The following is a 15,470-nucleotide window of genomic DNA, read 5'->3' as shown; positions in this document are numbered from 1 at the left end:
GACGCGAGCCGGGTGATGGCAGCCGCGAAGAGCGCGACGAACAGGATGCCGTTTAACTGGCCGCGGGTTGATAGCTTACTGGCGACGATTGTGGACATGGGTAGCGCGGAATAGGTTGTTTGATGCTGCTAATCCTATCCGTGGAATATCGATATGAAAAATCGTGATTTGGGATGTAAAGTATCGGCTCAACCGATATATTGACCGCCATGACCCCAGATCAACTGATAACGTTTGCGACCGTCGCCGAGTTTTGCAATATCAGCCGCGCGGCCGTGGCGCTCCATCTGTCGCAGCCGGCAGTGTCCGGCCAGCTTCGCCAGTTGCAGGACGAGTTCGGCGAACCGCTTTATCAACGCGACGGGCGCGGCGTGCGGCTCACGGCGGCTGGCGAGCAACTCGTGCACTACGCGGAGCGCATCCGCGAGACCTATCAGCAGGCGCACGCGTTTCGCGACGCGCTGCGTGGACTCGAGCGCGGCGTGCTGCGCATCGGCGCGAGCACGACGCCCGCGAGTTATCTTCTGCCGTACCTGATCGCCGCGTTCCACCGGCAATTCCCCGACGTCACGATTACCACCATCGACGGCAATACGTCCGACATCGTCGCGGCGCTGCCCGTGCTCGATATCGCGATGGTCGAAGGCCCGGTGAGCGGGGATTTGCCGCCAGGAACGGGCGTCACCCCGTGGCGCGAGGATCAGGTGGTCGCGATTGTGCCGAACGCGCATCCGCTCGCACCGGCGGACGGCTCGGCGACGCTCGACGCGATATCCGCGCATCCGCTCGTGCTGCGTGAAGGCGGCTCGGGCGTGCGGCAGATCGTCGAGCGCGCCTTCGCCCGCGCGGGCGCGCCGATGCGCGTCGCGCTGGAGATCGCGGGCGTCGAAGGTGTGAAGGAGGCGGTGCGGGCGGGGATGGGCATCGGCTTCGTATCGGCGATGTCGATGCGTCACGAGGACAACGCGCTGCGGCGTCTGCGCATCGCGCCCGAACCGCTCACGCGCCGTTTTTCGATCCTGATGCCGCATTCGGCGGCGCCGTCGCGGGCAGCGGCCCGCTTTCTGGACTTGTGTCTCGACGACTCGAATCAGGGCTAGGGAATTCCACTATGGCGCGGCTGGGACGACCGGGCGCACCATTCGTTCTCACAGGGACGCCAAGGCGTCTTTTTTGAAAACTCTTAATGGAACCGGTTCCAGAACCGGTTCCATTAAGAGAACCCAGCGGAAAACGTCAAAGTGAACGAGCGCAAACCGGGATTCAAGACAGAAGTGGTGATCGTCGCTAGCGCGTTCGGCGCCGATGCGATCCGTCGCGATGGACACTCCTTCTGGGCGGCTGCCGCTGCACGTGCAGGCGCGAACGGCTTCGAAGTGCGCCGCGAGCTTTTCGCCGACGATGCCGATGCCGCACCCGACGCCCTGCGCCAACTCGGCGACGCGATCCGCGCGCTCGGCCTGTGGGCCGTGTACTCGACGCCTGCAACGCTGTTCGCCGCCGACGGCTCCCTCGACCTCGACGCGCTCAATCTCGCCCTCGACGAAGCCGCCGCGCTCGACGCGCGCATCGTCAAGCTGCAACTCGGTGGCATGCAAACCGGCACGGCGACGGATGCCGCCACGCTCGACCGCGCGCTGACGGCGATTTTGAAATCCAGCGCACAGGTGGTCGTGGAAAACGGCCAGTTGCGCGCGGGCGGCACGATCGATGCGTTCGCGTCACTGTTCAGCGCGCTGCCGGAAGCGTCACGCGCGCTCACAATGACGTTCGACACCGGCAACTGGCTGTGGGCGGGCGAGAACCCGCTCGATGCCGCCGCGCGCCTCGCGCCGCATGTCACCTACGTGCACTGCAAGGCGGTGACGGGCGAGGGCGCGCGCCGCTTCGCCGTCGCGCCCGCCGCCGATGACGCGCACTTCGCCGCGCTGCTCGCGGCGCTGCCGGCGAATGTTCCGCGCGGCATCGAATTCCCCTTCGATCCGGCCGCGCTCGAAGCGGATGCCGCGGCGAAAGTCGCGTGGCTGTCGGCCGCCTGAGCATTTCAAAGCTATTTCGAAGCACAGAAAACAAGGACCCATCATGCAAGCACAACCCCTCGACGTCGTGACCTACGGCGAAGCCATGACGATGTTCGTTGCCGCCGAAACCGGCGATCTCGCGAAGGTCGGCCAGTTCACGAAGCGCGTCGCGGGCGCGGACCTCAATGTCGCGATCGGCTTGTCGCGGCTCGGCTTCAAGGTGGGCTGGATGAGCCGCGTCGGCGCGGATTCGTTCGGGCGCTATGTGCTTGACGTGCTGGCGGCCGAAGGTATCGACGCGAACTGCGTGACGATCGACGAGCGCTATCCGACCGGTTTCCAGCTCAAGTCTAAGAACGACGATGGCAGCGATCCGTCGGTTGAATATTTCCGCAAAGGGTCGGCGGCGAGTCATTTGTCGCTCGCCGATTACGCCGCTGACTACGTGACCGGCGCGCGCCACCTGCACCTGACGGGCGTCGCGCCCGCGATTTCCGCGACCTCGCGCGAACTCGCGTTCCACATGGCACGCGAAATGCGCGCCGCAGGCAAGACCATTTCCTTCGATCCGAACCTGCGCCCGACGCTCTGGCCGTCGCGCGAGGCGATGGCCGAGTCGCTCAACGCACTCGCCGCCCTCGCCGACTGGGTGCTGCCGGGCGTCAGCGAAGGGCTCACGCTTACCGGCTACACGAAGCCGGAGGACATCGCCCGCTTCTACCTCGACCAGGGTTCGAAGGGCGTGATCGTCAAGCTGGGCGCGCACGGCGCGTATTTCCGCACCGCTGACGGCGACGCGGGCATCGTCCCGGCGATACCGGTCGCGAAGGTCGTCGATACGGTCGGTGCGGGCGATGGTTTCGCGGTCGGCGTGGTGAGCGCGCTGCTCGAAGGCCGTGACGTGCGGCACGCGCTGGAGCGCGGCAACCGGATCGGCGCGCTCGCGATCCAGGTGATCGGCGACAGCGAAGCCCTGCCGACGCGCGCCGAACTGAATGCATTGGAAGCACCCGACACTCAAGCCATTCAAGGTCAAAAGACGGCCAAAACCGCGCTCAATCTTGCCTGACCGAACTCCGGAGACACACATGCAAACCACGACTACCCCAAAGCTGGCGATTCGCCGCTGGTGGGCGATCATGCCGATCGTCTTCATCACATACAGCCTTGCGTATCTCGATCGCGCGAACTACGGCTTCGCCGCGGCCGCCGGCATCAATCACGACCTGGGCATCAGCAAGGGCCTGTCGTCGCTGATCGGCGCGCTGTTTTTCCTCGGCTACTTCTTTTTCCAGATTCCCGGCGCGATCTACGCCGAGCGGCGCAGCGTGAAGAAGCTCGTGTTCGTGAGCCTGATCCTGTGGGGCGGCTGCGCGGCGCTCACGGGCATGGTGAGCAACATTCCCTCGCTGATGGCGATCCGTTTCGTGCTCGGGGTCGTCGAGGCGGCCGTGATGCCGGCGATGCTCGTCTTCATCGCGAACTGGTTCACGAAGTCCGAGCGTTCGCGGGCGAACACGTTCCTGATCCTCGGCAATCCGGTGACGGTGCTGTGGATGTCGGTGGTGTCGGGCTATCTCGTGAATTCGTTCGGCTGGCGCAACATGTTCATCGCGGAAGGTTTGCCGGCGGTGATCTGGGCCGTGATCTGGTGGTTTATCGTGCAGGACAAGCCTGCGCAGGCCAAGTGGCTGACCGATCAGGAAAAGCAGGACCTCGATGCCACGCTGCGCGCCGAGCAGGCCGCGATCAAGCCGGTGAAGAATTACGGCGAGGCGTTCCGTTCGCCTGCGGTGATCAAGCTGTGCGCACAGTACTTTTGCTGGAGTATCGGCGTGTATGGCTTCGTGCTGTGGCTGCCTTCGATTCTCAAGAACGCTTCGTCGTTCAGCATGGTCGCGACGGGATGGCTGTCGGCGGCGCCTTATCTTGCCGCAACGATCGCGATGCTCGCGGCTTCGTGGGCGTCGGACAAGCTCGATCGCCGGAAGCTGTTTGTCTGGCCTTTCCTGTTGATCGGCGCGGTGGCTTTTGCAGGATCGTACTTGCTCGGGTCGACGAATTTCTGGGCGTCGTATGCGTTGCTGGTGATCGCGGGCGCTGCGATGTACGCGCCGTACGGGCCGTTCTTCGCGATCGTGCCGGAATTGCTGCCGAAGAACGTCGCCGGTGGGGCGATGGCACTGATCAACAGCATGGGCGCGCTTGGTTCGTTCGTCGGGTCTTATGTGGTCGGGTATCTGAATGGCGCGACCGGGTCGCCCGGAGCCTCGTACGTGTTCATGAGTGTGGCGCTCCTGGGCGCTGTCGTGTTGACTTTGGCGGTCAAGCCGCCAGTGGCGGTTGCTCCCGCAGGCAAGCTTGCGGCGCGGTAGGGTTCGAGTGTGAGTGACACCGTTTGATGGCCGGGCGCATCAAACGGTGTTAAAAAAGCAGACCTCGAGCGTCCACTGGAAACGAAAATTGAAATGTCCATGCAAAAGAAAATCGTCGCCTACAAGGCACTGCCCGCCGACGTGCTGTCGTACCTTGAAGCGCACGCCGAAGTCGTAACGATAGATCCGAAAGACGCCGATGCACTGCGAGCCGCGCTAAAAAGCGCGAACGGCGCGATCGGCGCGAGCGTACAAATCACGCCCCAAATGCTCGAAGGCGCAACGAACCTGAAAGTACTTTCGACCATCTCGGTCGGTTACGACAACTTCGACGTCGCCGATCTCACACGCCGCGGCATCATCCTCACCCACACACCCGACGTGCTGACGGAATCCACCGCCGATACCGTCTTCGCGCTGATCCTTTCAAGCGCGCGGCGCGTCGTCGAACTCGCCGAGTGGGTAAAAGGCGGCAACTGGAAAGCAAGCATCGGCGAAGCGCACTTCGGTGTCGACGTGCAGGGCAAGACGCTAGGCATCGTCGGTCTGGGACGCATCGGCGGGGCCGTCGCACGCCGCGCCGCACTCGGCTTTCGCATGAACGTGCTCTACACGAATCGCCATCCGAACGCGCAAGCCGAGCAGGAATACGGCGCGAAACGCGTCGAACTCGATGAACTGCTCGCGCAGTCCGACTTCGTCTGCTTGCAAGTGCCGCTTACCGACGAAACGCGTGGCATGATCGGCGCGGCGCAACTGAAGGCGATGAAGAAGAGCGCGATCCTGATCAACGCATCGCGCGGACCGACCGTCGATGAAGCCGCGCTCATCGAGGCGCTCCAAGACGGCACGATTTTGGGCGCCGGTCTCGACGTGTTCGAGCAGGAACCGCTCCCCACCGATTCACCGCTCCTCGCGATGAAGAACGTCGTCGCGCTGCCGCACATCGGTTCGGCGACGCACGAGACGCGTCACGCGATGAGCCGCAACGCGGCGGAGAACCTGATCGGCGCGTTAGACGCCACGCTCACGAACAACATCGTCAATCCCGACGTGCTGAAGCGCTGACGAAAGCGTGCGTCAAGATGCGGCAAAAAGCGCGCCACGGTGCGCTTTTTTTGCCTTTGATCATCAAGGAAGCCTGGTGGAAGCGACATGCATGAAGAACCCCATCCGATGACAGCCAGCGCCGAACGCCGCGCCACGATCACCGACGTCGCGCGCGAAGCAGGCACGGGCAAGACCAGCATCTCACGCTACCTGAACGGCGAGACGAGCGTGCTCTCGCCGGATTTGCGCGAGCGCATCGAAGCCGCTATCGCGAAGCTCGACTACCGGCCGAACCAGATGGCGCGCGGCCTGAAACGCGGACGCAACCGCCTGATCGGCATGCTGCTCGCCGACCTGACGAATCCCTATTCGGTGGAAGTGCTGCAAGGCGTCGAGGCCGCGTGCCATGCGCTCGGCTACATGCCGCTGATTTGCCACGCGGCCAACGAAATCGACATGGAGCGCCGCTATCTGCAACTCCTCACGACGTACCGCGTCGAAGGCGTGATCGTGAATGCGCTCGGTGTGAAAGAAGAACTGCTGCAGACGTTTTCGCGCGGCGGCGTTCCCGTCGTGCTCGTCGACCGTTCGATCGAAGGCCTCGTCACCGATATGGTCGGGCTCGACAACCCGGCGGCCGTTGCGCTCGCGACTCGCCATCTCGTCGACGAAGGCTTCGACGACGTGCTCTTCATCGTGCAGCCGTTCAGGCGCATCAGTTCGCGGCGCGTGCGCGAAGCGGCGTTTCGTGACACTATCGGCGCGCTCGGGGCGCAGGGTTCGACCGTCGTGCTCGATCTCACGGATGAAGCGCCCGCACTCGCCGCGATCGACACGCAACTCGAAGCATCGGAAAAAAAGGGCACACGTATCGCGCTTTTCGCGGCGAACGCGCCGGTCGCGCTGCGCGTGGCGCTGCATCTGAAGGAGCGCTACGGCGCCGACTGGCAGCAACGCGCGGCGCTGATGTCGATCGACGATTCCGAGTGGGCCGAACTCGCCGGGATGACGACGATTCGCCAGCCGACTTACGATATCGGCCGGCGCGCGGTCGAGTTCCTGCACGAGCGGCTCGAAGGTGCGCGCATGCCGGCGCGCGAATGCCTGTTGCCGGGCGAACTCGTCGTGCGCGCCTCGACGCGCCGCGACAAACGTTAAGGATTTGAATGGTCAGTGTAACGACGCTCGCATGCCTCACGATTTCCACGCTCATCATCGCCGCGTTGCCGGTCGTGTTGTTTCGTAAACTCAAGCCGCGATTCGGTTTCGAACGGCGTGAAGTGATCCTCGGCATCGCGGTCTTCGCGTTCTTTTCGATGATCGTCGAGCGCGGGCTGCATGGCCTCGTGCTCTCGAACGCGACGACCGTCGGCTGGCTCGCGAACCCGGCCGTGTTCGTCGCGTATGGCGCGCTGGCGGCGGGCGTCTGCGAGGAAGTGGGGCGCTTCATCGCGATGAAGTGGCTGATCGCGCGGCAGCCGCACACGCTCGCGAACGCGGGCACGTCGCTCGGATACGGCATCGGACATGGCGGGGCGGAGGCGTGGCTCGTCGGCGTGTTCGTGCAGATGCAGTGGATCGTCTACGCGCTGCTTGCCAACAACAACCAGCTCGACGAGCACTTCACCAGCGCGCCGCTCGAATCGCTGATGCGCCTGCATATGGTGCTCGGCAATCTTTCCCCGCAGTACGCGACGCTCTTTATCGTCGAGCGTGCGGCGGCGTTCGTGTTCCAGCTCGGCTTCTCGGTACTGATGTGGCAGATGCTGCGCGAGCGCTTTCGCTATACGCTGCCGGCGATGATCGCGGCGCACGCGCTGATCAGCCTGCCCGCTGCCGCCTTCCAGGCGCGCCTGATTCCGCTCCTCGCCGCCGACGCCGTCTATCTCGTCTTCGGCCTGATCGTCGTGCGTGCGCTCATGCGATATTTCCGCACGGGCGGCGGACGGCCGGGCGCCGCTGCGACACCTCATCCCGAACACTGACCGATCATGGACGACTACCAATACGACTGCCCGAGCACCGACATCGACATGCTCGCGCACGTCATCAGCGATCTATTCCCCGAGCAGACGCAGTTCGCCGAACGCATCGACGACGAGGGCCGGACCTCGCTCGTGATTCATTACATCGCGATGCGTTTCGGCTCGACGGCGCGCCGTATCACGATCGAAGTGCGCTTCGATCCCGCCGCGCTCGCGCGCCATCGTGCGATGCCGGTGCGCACGCACGCGCGCGGTTACGCGGTGCTACGCGCCTACGTGGAAGCGGAGCTGGGCGCGCTGGAAGAAGCGTACGCGAACAAGGAGACCGTGCCGCGTTCGGTCGAGATCGAGATGGGGGAGGACTTCGCGTGAAGCGGCGCGCGTGTCAGTCCGCGCGCTTGTAGACCTTCGCGAAACGCGCGGCTTTCACGACGCCAAAGTCGCCGGGCGCGTATTGCATGACCCAGTCGCCGGCCGCGCCGGTAAGAATGTCGCCGGCATCCGAGCGGGCGAGGGAAAACGCTTCGTGCATTTCCTTCGCGAGTACGACGGCCGGCCGGTTGCGATACGTGCCCGGCTCCCCGTGAACGACGTTCTGCTCCGGCAGGTACTTCGCATCGAAACGTTGGCGCGAGACGACCCAGCGTTCGCCCGTCGCGCCGGTGATGATGGCGTCGCCTGGCTGGTAGCGGTTCGGGCCTTCGAGGCTCATCAGTTCGCCCGCGCTCGCCGCGAACTCGACGGCGACAGCTTCGTCCTTCACGACCCTCAAAGCGGCGGGGTCGGTGCTCAGGTCGATCTTGATGAGTGCGGTCATGGCGGGTCGTGAAAATTCAGGGTTTGCGATCGTAGCGGCTATCAGCGCATTTTGCACGCTTGTCGCGATAACAAAAAAGCGCCCGCATCAAACGCTGCGGGCGCTTTTCAAAACATCGGCAAAGTCAAGGCTTTGTGACCGATGCCGTATCCGGCGCCGCCGCACGCGGATGACGCCGCTCGCGATGCCCGCGCTCGCGCCCGCCCTGGCGGAAATTCGCATCGGCGAGTTTTTTCTGCTCCGGCGAAAGGCTCGTGTAAAGCGGCTCGAATGCATCGACGAGACGCTTCGTGCCGTCCGCGTTCGCCTGCGTGATCTGGCCGTACTGCTTCATGTCGTCGAGTGCGGACATCGTGTCGCGCTGCGCCACGCGCTGTCGATACAGATCGCCCATCGTGCGCGCGTTCTCGCGCATGATGTCGGCGAACTTCGACCACTGGTCTTCCTGCTGCGGCGTGATCTTGAGCGCCGTGTGCAATTCGGTGATGCGTTGCTCGACGTGCGCCTCGCGCTGCGCACCAGGCGCCGAAGCGGAGGGCGCGACGGGTGCGGAAGACTGCGCGAAAGCCGCGCTCACAGCGAGGGAAGCCGCCAGTGCAACGAGTGTTTTTTTCATGCGTGACACCTTCTGTCGATTGGAAAATGGCGCACGGTGCATGGGGCGAACCGCCGCCGATACGCACCGCCTGGCCGAAAACGCGTTATTAGTATCACGATTGCGCGGCCGTCATGGCGCGTTGCGACATCTGCTTACAACCGATACGTCTGGGAAAAATAGCGGTGGACACCTTGTTGAGCATGCGGGTTTTCGTGGAAGTCGTCGACGCGGGGAACATGACGGCGGCCGCCGCGCGCTTCGACATCTCGGCGGCGATGGTCGGCAAGCACTTGCAGACACTCGAAACGAAGCTGGGCGCGCGGCTCATCGTGCGCACGACGCGCCGCCAGAGCCTCACCGAAATCGGCCGTGAGTATTACGAGCGCTGCCGGCGCATTCTCGTCGACGTCGATGCCGCCGAGTCGCTCGCCGAAGCAATGACCTCGACGCCGCGCGGCCTTCTGCGCGTGACCGTGCCGCTAACTTACGGCGTGCAGTTCGTGACACCCGTGGTGACGGAGTTTCTCGCGACGTATCCGGAGATCAGCGTCGAGCTGGACTTGTCGAATCGCCTTGTCGATCTCGTCGACGAAGCGTTCGATGCCGCCGTGCGCATCGGCACGCTCGCGAGTCTGGCTGACGCGAGCTTCGTCGCGCGTCCGCTCAAGGCCTACGAGATGGCGGTGTGCGCGGCGCCGTCGTATCTCGCGCGCGCCGGCACGCCGCACACGCCGCGCGATCTCGCAGAGCACGAGTGCCTCGGCTTCGTGCATACGGGACGCGAAGCGGGCTGGCGGCTCGAAGGCGACGAGCCGGAAGCGCGCGAGCATCGGGCCCGTGCCGCGCGCTTCAAGGCGAACAACGGGCAGGCGCTCAGGAAGGCGGCGCTCGCGGGCTTCGGCATCGTGTTGCAGCCGCGCGTGCTGGTCGAAGAGGAACTCGCGAGCGGCGCGCTCGTGGCGCTGCTCGAACGCTATTTGCCGGAGCCGTCGCCCGCGCATCTCGTCTATCCGCGCGACCGCCGCGCGACGCCGAAGCTCACGACGTTCGTCGATTTCATCGTCGGCAGGCTCGGGATTTGATGCGCCGCGGCATGCCTTTCACTCGCGCTCCACGCAGCGCCACAGCATCGACAAAGTGCTACGATTGCCCGATACAACGAGGCGATGGAGGCATCCATGTCTACTCTGGCTATCGATGGTGTGCGCTGGACCAACGACCGCGTGTCGAACGTTCGCTGGGGCAGCTTCGACGCGGGCATCAACGACTGGACGACTCCCACGACGATCGTCGATGTCGCGCAGGTCGTCGAGGCGATCAAGAGCGGCAAGGAAGTTCGCACGCTCTTCACGCTCGGCGGCCGGACGTTCCTCGGCCCGAAGGTGACGGCGCTGCCCTACACGGCGGGGCACATCGGCATCGAGGCGCGCGTGCAGGACGGGCAGATCGAGAAGTCGCTGGAGGACCTGCCGCCGGTATGAGGCAGCGAAGGCGTGTCGCGGAGTGTCGCCGTGGATCGTGAGAAAGCGCGCCGCTTCGACATCGAATTCGCACCGCGCATCGCGAGCCGGATCGCGAGCCTGCTCGATGCCGGCGTGCGCGTCGAGGTGATGCCGCACGAGGGCAGTCGCATGCCGACGCGCGTGCGTGTCGCCGCCGAGCGGGTGGCGCAGGGGCGTGGGTCGCCGCCGGGTTATGAGTGCCCGCTGAACGTGTACCTCACGTGGGATGGCGAGGAGATCGAACGCCTGTTCGATGCCGGCGGCGAGGAGCGCTTCGCGCGCTATCTGCACGCGATTCCGGCGAAGCTTGCTGCATGGCAAGGCGCGCGCGACGTCGATCTGGAAACGCGCTCGCAGGCGGAGTTCGCGGTGCTCGTCGGCGGGCTGGATTTCGAAGCATGAAGTCGCCTTGGAAACCGTCATCAAACTGCCCTCACGCCGAAGCCAAAAAGGTTTAGGCTTGGGGCTCGCCGCAGTATCCGGGCGCATCTCTTTCAGAAGGGAGGTCATGATGGGATCAGCGAACGACGGGAGCAAGCATGCGGTCGTGCATACCGCCGAGCAGGGAGGCGGTTTCGTGTGGGTGATTTCGCTCGTCGATTTCGACGCGCGTGAGGTCAAGCGGTCGATCGTGTCGGAAGAGAATTTCGCGACCGCCGACGCCGCCCGCGACGCCGGCAACGACCGCCTCAAGGCGATGGCCGAGGATCGCTAGGACGCGATGCCGCAGGCGGCGCGATCCGTGCGCAGCGGCATCGGCATCGGCATCGGCGGAGTTCGTTCGAAATCCTTTCTTGACACTTCCTATTCTGCTTTATAGCTTGTAAGGCAATTCTCGCGATCGTACGCAGCGCCGAACCGAGCGTCGGCTGCATCAGCCAGAACATCCAACCGATTCCCTGCGCCTCGACGCCGAGCGCGCTCCGCTTCGCATGCGGGCCGCGCAGGCATTAGCGCTTCCGTCGATCGAGAGGCACTGTCATGGATCGCCGACGCTTTCTCTCGCTGTCCACGTTCTATACCGTCGTTGCCGCGACCGGCACGCTTGCCGCGTGCCACGGCCACGACGACGACAACGGATCGAGCGGCAATCCGTCGGTGCCGCCGCCGCCCGTCGGTTCGTTCGCGTTTCCGCAAGGCGTCGCGAGCGGCGATCCGCGCGACATCTCCTCTGTGTTCTGGACCCGCTGCACCGGCAGCGCGACCAACACGACAGCGGCCGTTCCGCTGCGGCTCGATGTATCGGCACAGGCGGATTTTTCGAACCCGGTCGCGAGCGTGCAACTGAGCGCGCTGCCCGACTACGACTTCACTGTGCGCGCAAAAGTGACGGGGCTCGCCGCAAAGACGACCTACTATTACCGGTTCGTCGCGGGCAGCGACGTGAGCCCGACCGGCACGACGCGCACCGCGCCCGCCGCGAACGAGGCGAACCCGCAGGTGCGCTTCGCGTGGTTCGTCTGCCAGAACTGGAGCGCAAACCACTGGCAGGCGATGTCGCTGCTCGCGGCCGAAACCGATCTCGACTTCGTGGTGCATCTCGGCGACTACATCTACGAGACGGTCGGCGGGACGGCGGTGCCCGTCGAGCCGGCGCATGCCGCGCTCTCCGTGCCCGACGGCCTCGCGCTCGCGAGCGGCGTCAGGTATGCGAATACGCTTGCGGACTACCGCACGCTGTATCGCACGTATCGGGGCGATCTGCGGCTGCAGGCGCTGCACGCGCGCTTCCCGGTGATCGCGATCTGGGATGACCACGAGTTCTCCGACGACTGCTGGCAGGACCACCAGACCTACACGAACGAGAACAAGCAGGAGACCGGACGGCGCCGCAACGCGAACCAGGCGTGGGCGGAATATTTGCCGGTCGACTGGGGCGACGTCTCGTTCGATCTGCGCAACAGCAACTACGACAACATCCGTATCTACCGCGACTTCCACTTCGGCTCGCTCATGCATCTGATCATGACCGACGAGCGGCTCTATCGCGACGATCACGTCGTGAGCGAAGCGGCCGCCGCGCAGGCGCTCGGGCACGATCCCGTCAACGGCAGCGATCCGCAGGGCTCGCGCTATTTCGTTCCGCAGGCGTTGCTGCAGCAGTTCGAGACGATCGATGCAGGGCGCCTCGGGCGCGTGCCGTCGATCCTCGGCCCGGCGCAGACGCAGTGGTGGAAGGACACGCTGAAGTCGTCGATCGCGACGTGGAAGGTGTGGGGCAACGAGGTGATGATGAACCGTCTGTGGATCGATCTCGCGCCGCTCGCGCCTGCACCGTACAACGTCGTTTTCGTCGTCGATTGTGATTCGTGGGACGGGTATCCGTCGCACAAGGCGGACTTGCTGTCGTATGTAAAGACCCAGGGGATCGCGAACCTCGTCGCGATTACGGGCGATCTGCACGCGTTCCAGGCGGGCGTGGTCCGCGACAACGGCGACCCGTCGACGGGCACGCCGGTTCTCGTCGATCTGATGTCGGCGGGGATCAGCAGCACGTCGTTTTTCGGCGAGGCGCAAGCGAACACGGCGGGCACGCCGTTCGGCGCGCTGGTGGCGAACTCGCAGATCTTCGACGAGTTTCTCAAGCGCAACAACCCGGACCTCAAATACGCTGATCATGACGCGCAAGGTTACGCATCGGCGACAGTCACGCCGACGCAGTTCGTCGCGATCTTCAACAAGGTGAAGGGACTCGAGGCGGACGGCAGCGCGCCGCAGTCGCCGCTCGCGAAACGCACGCGGCTGACGATCACGGCGGGGACGTCAGCGGTGGTGGTGGAGGATAACGTTTGAGCCATGAGGCCCTTGCGCGATTTTCAGGATAGGTCCTGAAGAGGGTGCGTTAGTCTTTCGTCGTTTCAATTAATTCGGAAGACGAATGACGTCATTGCTGACGCACTATGGCGGATTCCGCCATACGATGGACCTCGCGAGCGACTACCGAATCGGCTCGCTTTCGTACCCCGATCCCGAGAAAAAAGCCGCTGCAGACGCGGGCCGCAGGATGCTCGATGGGGTCTATCCCGACGTGTGGGAGCGCAACGCTGAGATCGTCAAGCGCGTCGAGGATTTTCTGGTTGCGTCGTTTCCGTATTATCGAAAGGGCAAGGCGTATCACACGCTTGATACGCTGCGACGCGCGGTGTGGAAGGGCGACGTGCACGTTGTCGAGCGCGAGCCGGCGTATAGCGGAGGCTTCGTCGCGCCTTCGCAGTTGCACGAGCCGTCGAGTTTTTGGGGCGTGGAGGACTATGGCGAACTGCCCGTTAAAAAAAAAGGGCCGTGGCCCGACGTGCCGGATACGTCGGCGGCTGAAGGCGACGCGTCGCACGATGCGAACAATCAGGCGATGATGCACGCGGCCGTCCGTGCTGCCCCCGCGCTCTTTCTGCCGATGTTCGCCAGGGCCGGGTGGGTGAGTCGATACGGCTTGCCGGATTTGTCGGAGAGTTATGCGCAGGCGGAGTCGGCACCACTTGGTGATGCGGAGTCTTTCGAGTTGGGCGAGAGCGTGCTGTCAGACGATGCCGTGGAGATAGCCGAGCGTGGAGTCAGCGAAGCAGACGAAGTCGATTGCTTCGCGGCTTACGAGGCAGACCTGGACGTATGCAGAGCGATAGCCCTTCCTCGTAGCGGCATGGACGGCTATCGGATTAGCAAAGAAAACCCTTTTGACTGATTCCAACAATGTAGAGGGTACTGATGACACAGAAACACAAGCCGTCTTCGATCATTCTGTCGTACGTACCGGACAGCCAGCGACTTTTGATTCACGTGGTCGAAACAAGAAAGGCATCGGCATTGACCGCCGAAGTGTTGGAAGCTCCCCTTCTCTTGGAAGAGTCCGATTTCAAACTGGACGACGAATTCGCCCGGCAGCTAGGCGTCTCGCTGTCGAACGTACTCGCGCTTTCTTCCCCTGAACTCAAGACGTACATGAGCGTGACGCAAGCTCCGATACAGAGAGAGAAGTGATCTGATCTGCGAAACGAGCCCCGGAGTCGCGAGGCTTTCCTGATAACAAGCGTTCCTCACTTCACCCCAATCACCATCGAATCCGCCCCGACCAACGGTTCGACACGCACTTCCGAGAACCCCGTCTCCTTCATCCATTCGATGCACTGCGCGCCGGTGTAATCGAACCCTCCGGGCGTCTCGATCAGCATGTTCAAGCTCATCAGCAAGCCGAACGCATTCTGCCGCCGCTCGTCGTCGATCACGGCGTCATACACGATCAGCGATCCGCCCTTCGGCAGCGCCGCGTGGCATTTTGCGAGCAGATCGAGTTTCTGTGGCAGCGCCCAGTCGTGCAGGATGTGTCCCATCACGAGCACATCGGCGCTCGGGCATGCGTCGCTGAAAAAATCGCCGGGATAAAAGCGCAGCCGATCCTGCAACCCGTGCGACGCGACGTACTCGGTGAAGACCGGACCCACCGCCGGCAAATCGAACCCCCCGCCCGTCAGATGCTTATGCGCGAGCGCGACCTGCACCGGCAACGCGCCCTGCGCCGCGCCGATATCGATGAACGTGCGGTAATCGCCCCAGGGAAACTTGCGCGCGATCGCTTTCGCCGCGCCGAGACTCACGCCGCTCATCGCCTGCAGGAAGCCGCGCAGAGACGCTTCGTCGTGGTAGATCGCATCGAAGAGATTGGCGCCGCTTTTCACTTCGTTCTGCGGCAGCCCCGTGCGCAGCGCCTCCGTGAGCGATGCCCAGAACGGATAGAGCCGCGAGTTGGCCATCTCCAGCAAGCCGCCGACATAGCTCGGCTTCGCCTTGTCGAGAAAGAGATCGGCGTCGGGCGGATTGCTGTAGCGCCCTTCATCGCGCTGGAGCAGGTTCAGCGCGACGAGCGTATCGAGGAAATCGAGCGCGCCGCGCGGATGCAACCCGAGCGCTTCGGATAGATCGGCGGCATCGCGCGGACCGCTCGCGAGCTGCGTGAACACGCCGAGTTCGACCGCCGACAGCAGCGTCTTGGAAGCCCAGAAACCCATGCCGATCTGCAACAGCCGGTCGGGTGCGACAGCGGGCGATTGGGCGCCTGCATCGGCGGAAGTCACTTGCGCGTTCTCCATAACTCAACCCTTCCTTAAATCTGATGAAAACGTCGGTCGAA

18 protein-coding genes are annotated in these 15,470 nt (G+C 63.9%); 15 read left to right on the top strand and 3 right to left on the bottom strand.

From position 1 onward, the window contains the following. Positions 1-209: 209 nt before the first annotated feature. From AWB67_RS28225 to AWB67_RS28190, 8 genes are all read left to right on the top strand, one after another. The gene (locus AWB67_RS28225; protein ID WP_087659497.1) at positions 210-1,100 is read left to right on the top strand and encodes a LysR family transcriptional regulator; all 891 of its coding nucleotides are present in this window, start codon (positions 210-212) and stop codon (positions 1,098-1,100) included. Between the two features lie 141 nt (positions 1,101-1,241). Beyond that, positions 1,242-2,039 carry a TIM barrel protein gene (locus AWB67_RS28220; RefSeq protein WP_087659496.1) on the top strand — a complete coding sequence of 266 codons (798 nt, stop codon included), beginning with the start codon at positions 1,242-1,244 and terminating at the stop codon, positions 2,037-2,039. A 43-nt stretch (positions 2,040-2,082) separates the two neighbouring features. Continuing rightward, positions 2,083-3,090, top strand: coding sequence for a sugar kinase (locus tag AWB67_RS28215; protein ID WP_087659495.1), 1,008 nt, complete (start codon positions 2,083-2,085; stop codon positions 3,088-3,090). 19 nt (positions 3,091-3,109) lie between these two features. Further along, positions 3,110-4,396, top strand: a complete 1,287-nt coding sequence (locus AWB67_RS28210) for an MFS transporter (RefSeq protein ID WP_087659494.1) — start codon at positions 3,110-3,112, stop codon at positions 4,394-4,396. 99 nt (positions 4,397-4,495) lie between these two features. Beyond that, positions 4,496-5,464, top strand: a complete 969-nt coding sequence (locus AWB67_RS28205) for a 2-hydroxyacid dehydrogenase (RefSeq protein ID WP_087659500.1) — start codon at positions 4,496-4,498, stop codon at positions 5,462-5,464. Between the two features lie 87 nt (positions 5,465-5,551). Next, complete coding sequence (locus AWB67_RS28200) at positions 5,552-6,604, top strand: LacI family DNA-binding transcriptional regulator (protein ID WP_087659493.1); 1,053 nt, start codon at positions 5,552-5,554, stop codon at positions 6,602-6,604. Between the two features lie 8 nt (positions 6,605-6,612). Then, positions 6,613-7,431: a YhfC family intramembrane metalloprotease gene (locus AWB67_RS28195; RefSeq protein ID WP_087659492.1), complete on the top strand. Its 819-nt coding sequence runs from the start codon at positions 6,613-6,615 to the stop codon at positions 7,429-7,431. Positions 7,432-7,437: 6 nt separating this feature from the next. Next, positions 7,438-7,803: a DUF3022 domain-containing protein gene (locus AWB67_RS28190; RefSeq protein WP_087659491.1), complete on the top strand. Its 366-nt coding sequence runs from the start codon at positions 7,438-7,440 to the stop codon at positions 7,801-7,803. Positions 7,804-7,816: 13 nt separating this feature from the next. Here the strand turns inward: AWB67_RS28190 and AWB67_RS28185 are convergent, their stop codons facing one another. Both AWB67_RS28185 and AWB67_RS28180 read right to left on the bottom strand, forming a co-directional pair. After that, complete coding sequence (locus tag AWB67_RS28185; RefSeq protein ID WP_087659490.1) at positions 7,817-8,248, bottom strand: PGDYG domain-containing protein; 432 nt, start codon at positions 8,246-8,248, stop codon at positions 7,817-7,819. A 124-nt stretch (positions 8,249-8,372) separates the two neighbouring features. Further along, positions 8,373-8,864, bottom strand: a complete 492-nt coding sequence (locus AWB67_RS28180; RefSeq protein WP_087659489.1) for a Spy/CpxP family protein refolding chaperone — start codon at positions 8,862-8,864, stop codon at positions 8,373-8,375. A 164-nt stretch (positions 8,865-9,028) separates the two neighbouring features. Here AWB67_RS28180 and AWB67_RS28175 point away from each other — a divergent pair, with 164 nt between their 5' ends. The 7 genes from AWB67_RS28175 (at position 9,029) to AWB67_RS28145 (ending at position 14,323) form a co-directional block, all read left to right on the top strand. Next, positions 9,029-9,928 carry a LysR family transcriptional regulator gene (locus tag AWB67_RS28175; RefSeq protein WP_087659488.1) on the top strand — a complete coding sequence of 300 codons (900 nt, stop codon included), beginning with the start codon at positions 9,029-9,031 and terminating at the stop codon, positions 9,926-9,928. Between the two features lie 96 nt (positions 9,929-10,024). Further along, positions 10,025-10,327 (top strand): hypothetical protein, encoded by a 303-nt coding sequence (locus tag AWB67_RS28170; protein ID WP_087659487.1) that lies wholly within the window; start codon positions 10,025-10,027, stop codon positions 10,325-10,327. Between the two features lie 30 nt (positions 10,328-10,357). Continuing rightward, on the top strand, positions 10,358-10,750 hold the full coding sequence (locus AWB67_RS28165; RefSeq protein WP_087659486.1) for a DUF5594 family protein: 393 nt from the start codon (positions 10,358-10,360) through the stop codon (positions 10,748-10,750). Between the two features lie 109 nt (positions 10,751-10,859). Then, positions 10,860-11,063 (top strand): hypothetical protein, encoded by a 204-nt coding sequence (locus AWB67_RS28160; RefSeq protein ID WP_087659485.1) that lies wholly within the window; start codon positions 10,860-10,862, stop codon positions 11,061-11,063. A gap of 266 nt (positions 11,064-11,329) precedes the next feature. Then, positions 11,330-13,141, top strand: coding sequence for an alkaline phosphatase D family protein (locus AWB67_RS28155; protein WP_087659484.1), 1,812 nt, complete (start codon positions 11,330-11,332; stop codon positions 13,139-13,141). A gap of 85 nt (positions 13,142-13,226) precedes the next feature. Beyond that, positions 13,227-14,027, top strand: coding sequence for a hypothetical protein (locus tag AWB67_RS28150; RefSeq protein ID WP_087659483.1), 801 nt, complete (start codon positions 13,227-13,229; stop codon positions 14,025-14,027). 23 nt (positions 14,028-14,050) lie between these two features. Next, on the top strand, positions 14,051-14,323 hold the full coding sequence (locus AWB67_RS28145; RefSeq protein WP_087659482.1) for a hypothetical protein: 273 nt from the start codon (positions 14,051-14,053) through the stop codon (positions 14,321-14,323). Positions 14,324-14,379: 56 nt separating this feature from the next. On the opposite strand, the gene AWB67_RS28140 is transcribed toward AWB67_RS28145, so the two are convergent. Next, on the bottom strand, positions 14,380-15,429 hold the full coding sequence (locus tag AWB67_RS28140; RefSeq protein WP_087659481.1) for a methyltransferase: 1,050 nt from the start codon (positions 15,427-15,429) through the stop codon (positions 14,380-14,382). Positions 15,430-15,470 lie beyond the last annotated feature (41 nt).

It is taken from the genome of Caballeronia terrestris (genome assembly GCF_001544515.1).
GTDB classification, from domain to species: domain Bacteria; phylum Pseudomonadota; class Gammaproteobacteria; order Burkholderiales; family Burkholderiaceae; genus Caballeronia; species Caballeronia terrestris.
The sequence above is the reverse complement of the archived record's forward strand: the minus strand, read 5'-3'. Positions and strand labels throughout refer to the sequence as shown.

Excerpts from the sequence above, each read along its gene's own strand:
- AWB67_RS28225 (WP_087659497.1), top strand. The coding sequence starts at position 210 with ATGACCCCAGATCAACTGATAACGTTTGCGACCGTCGCCGAGTTTTGC.
- AWB67_RS28215 (WP_087659495.1), top strand. The coding sequence starts at position 2,083 with ATGCAAGCACAACCCCTCGACGTCGTGACCTACGGCGAAGCCATGACG.
- AWB67_RS28210 (WP_087659494.1), top strand. The coding sequence starts at position 3,110 with ATGCAAACCACGACTACCCCAAAGCTGGCGATTCGCCGCTGGTGGGCG.
- AWB67_RS28205 (WP_087659500.1), top strand. The coding sequence starts at position 4,496 with ATGCAAAAGAAAATCGTCGCCTACAAGGCACTGCCCGCCGACGTGCTG.
- AWB67_RS28200 (WP_087659493.1), top strand. The coding sequence starts at position 5,552 with ATGCATGAAGAACCCCATCCGATGACAGCCAGCGCCGAACGCCGCGCC.
- AWB67_RS28195 (WP_087659492.1), top strand. The coding sequence starts at position 6,613 with ATGGTCAGTGTAACGACGCTCGCATGCCTCACGATTTCCACGCTCATC.
- AWB67_RS28190 (WP_087659491.1), top strand. The coding sequence starts at position 7,438 with ATGGACGACTACCAATACGACTGCCCGAGCACCGACATCGACATGCTC.
- AWB67_RS28185 (WP_087659490.1), bottom strand. The coding sequence starts at position 8,248 with ATGACCGCACTCATCAAGATCGACCTGAGCACCGACCCCGCCGCTTTG.
- AWB67_RS28180 (WP_087659489.1), bottom strand. The coding sequence starts at position 8,864 with ATGAAAAAAACACTCGTTGCACTGGCGGCTTCCCTCGCTGTGAGCGCG.
- AWB67_RS28170 (WP_087659487.1), top strand. The coding sequence starts at position 10,025 with ATGTCTACTCTGGCTATCGATGGTGTGCGCTGGACCAACGACCGCGTG.
- AWB67_RS28160 (WP_087659485.1), top strand. The coding sequence starts at position 10,860 with ATGGGATCAGCGAACGACGGGAGCAAGCATGCGGTCGTGCATACCGCC.
- AWB67_RS28155 (WP_087659484.1), top strand. The coding sequence starts at position 11,330 with ATGGATCGCCGACGCTTTCTCTCGCTGTCCACGTTCTATACCGTCGTT.
- AWB67_RS28150 (WP_087659483.1), top strand. The coding sequence starts at position 13,227 with ATGACGTCATTGCTGACGCACTATGGCGGATTCCGCCATACGATGGAC.
- AWB67_RS28145 (WP_087659482.1), top strand. The coding sequence starts at position 14,051 with ATGACACAGAAACACAAGCCGTCTTCGATCATTCTGTCGTACGTACCG.
- AWB67_RS28140 (WP_087659481.1), bottom strand. The coding sequence starts at position 15,429 with ATGGAGAACGCGCAAGTGACTTCCGCCGATGCAGGCGCCCAATCGCCC.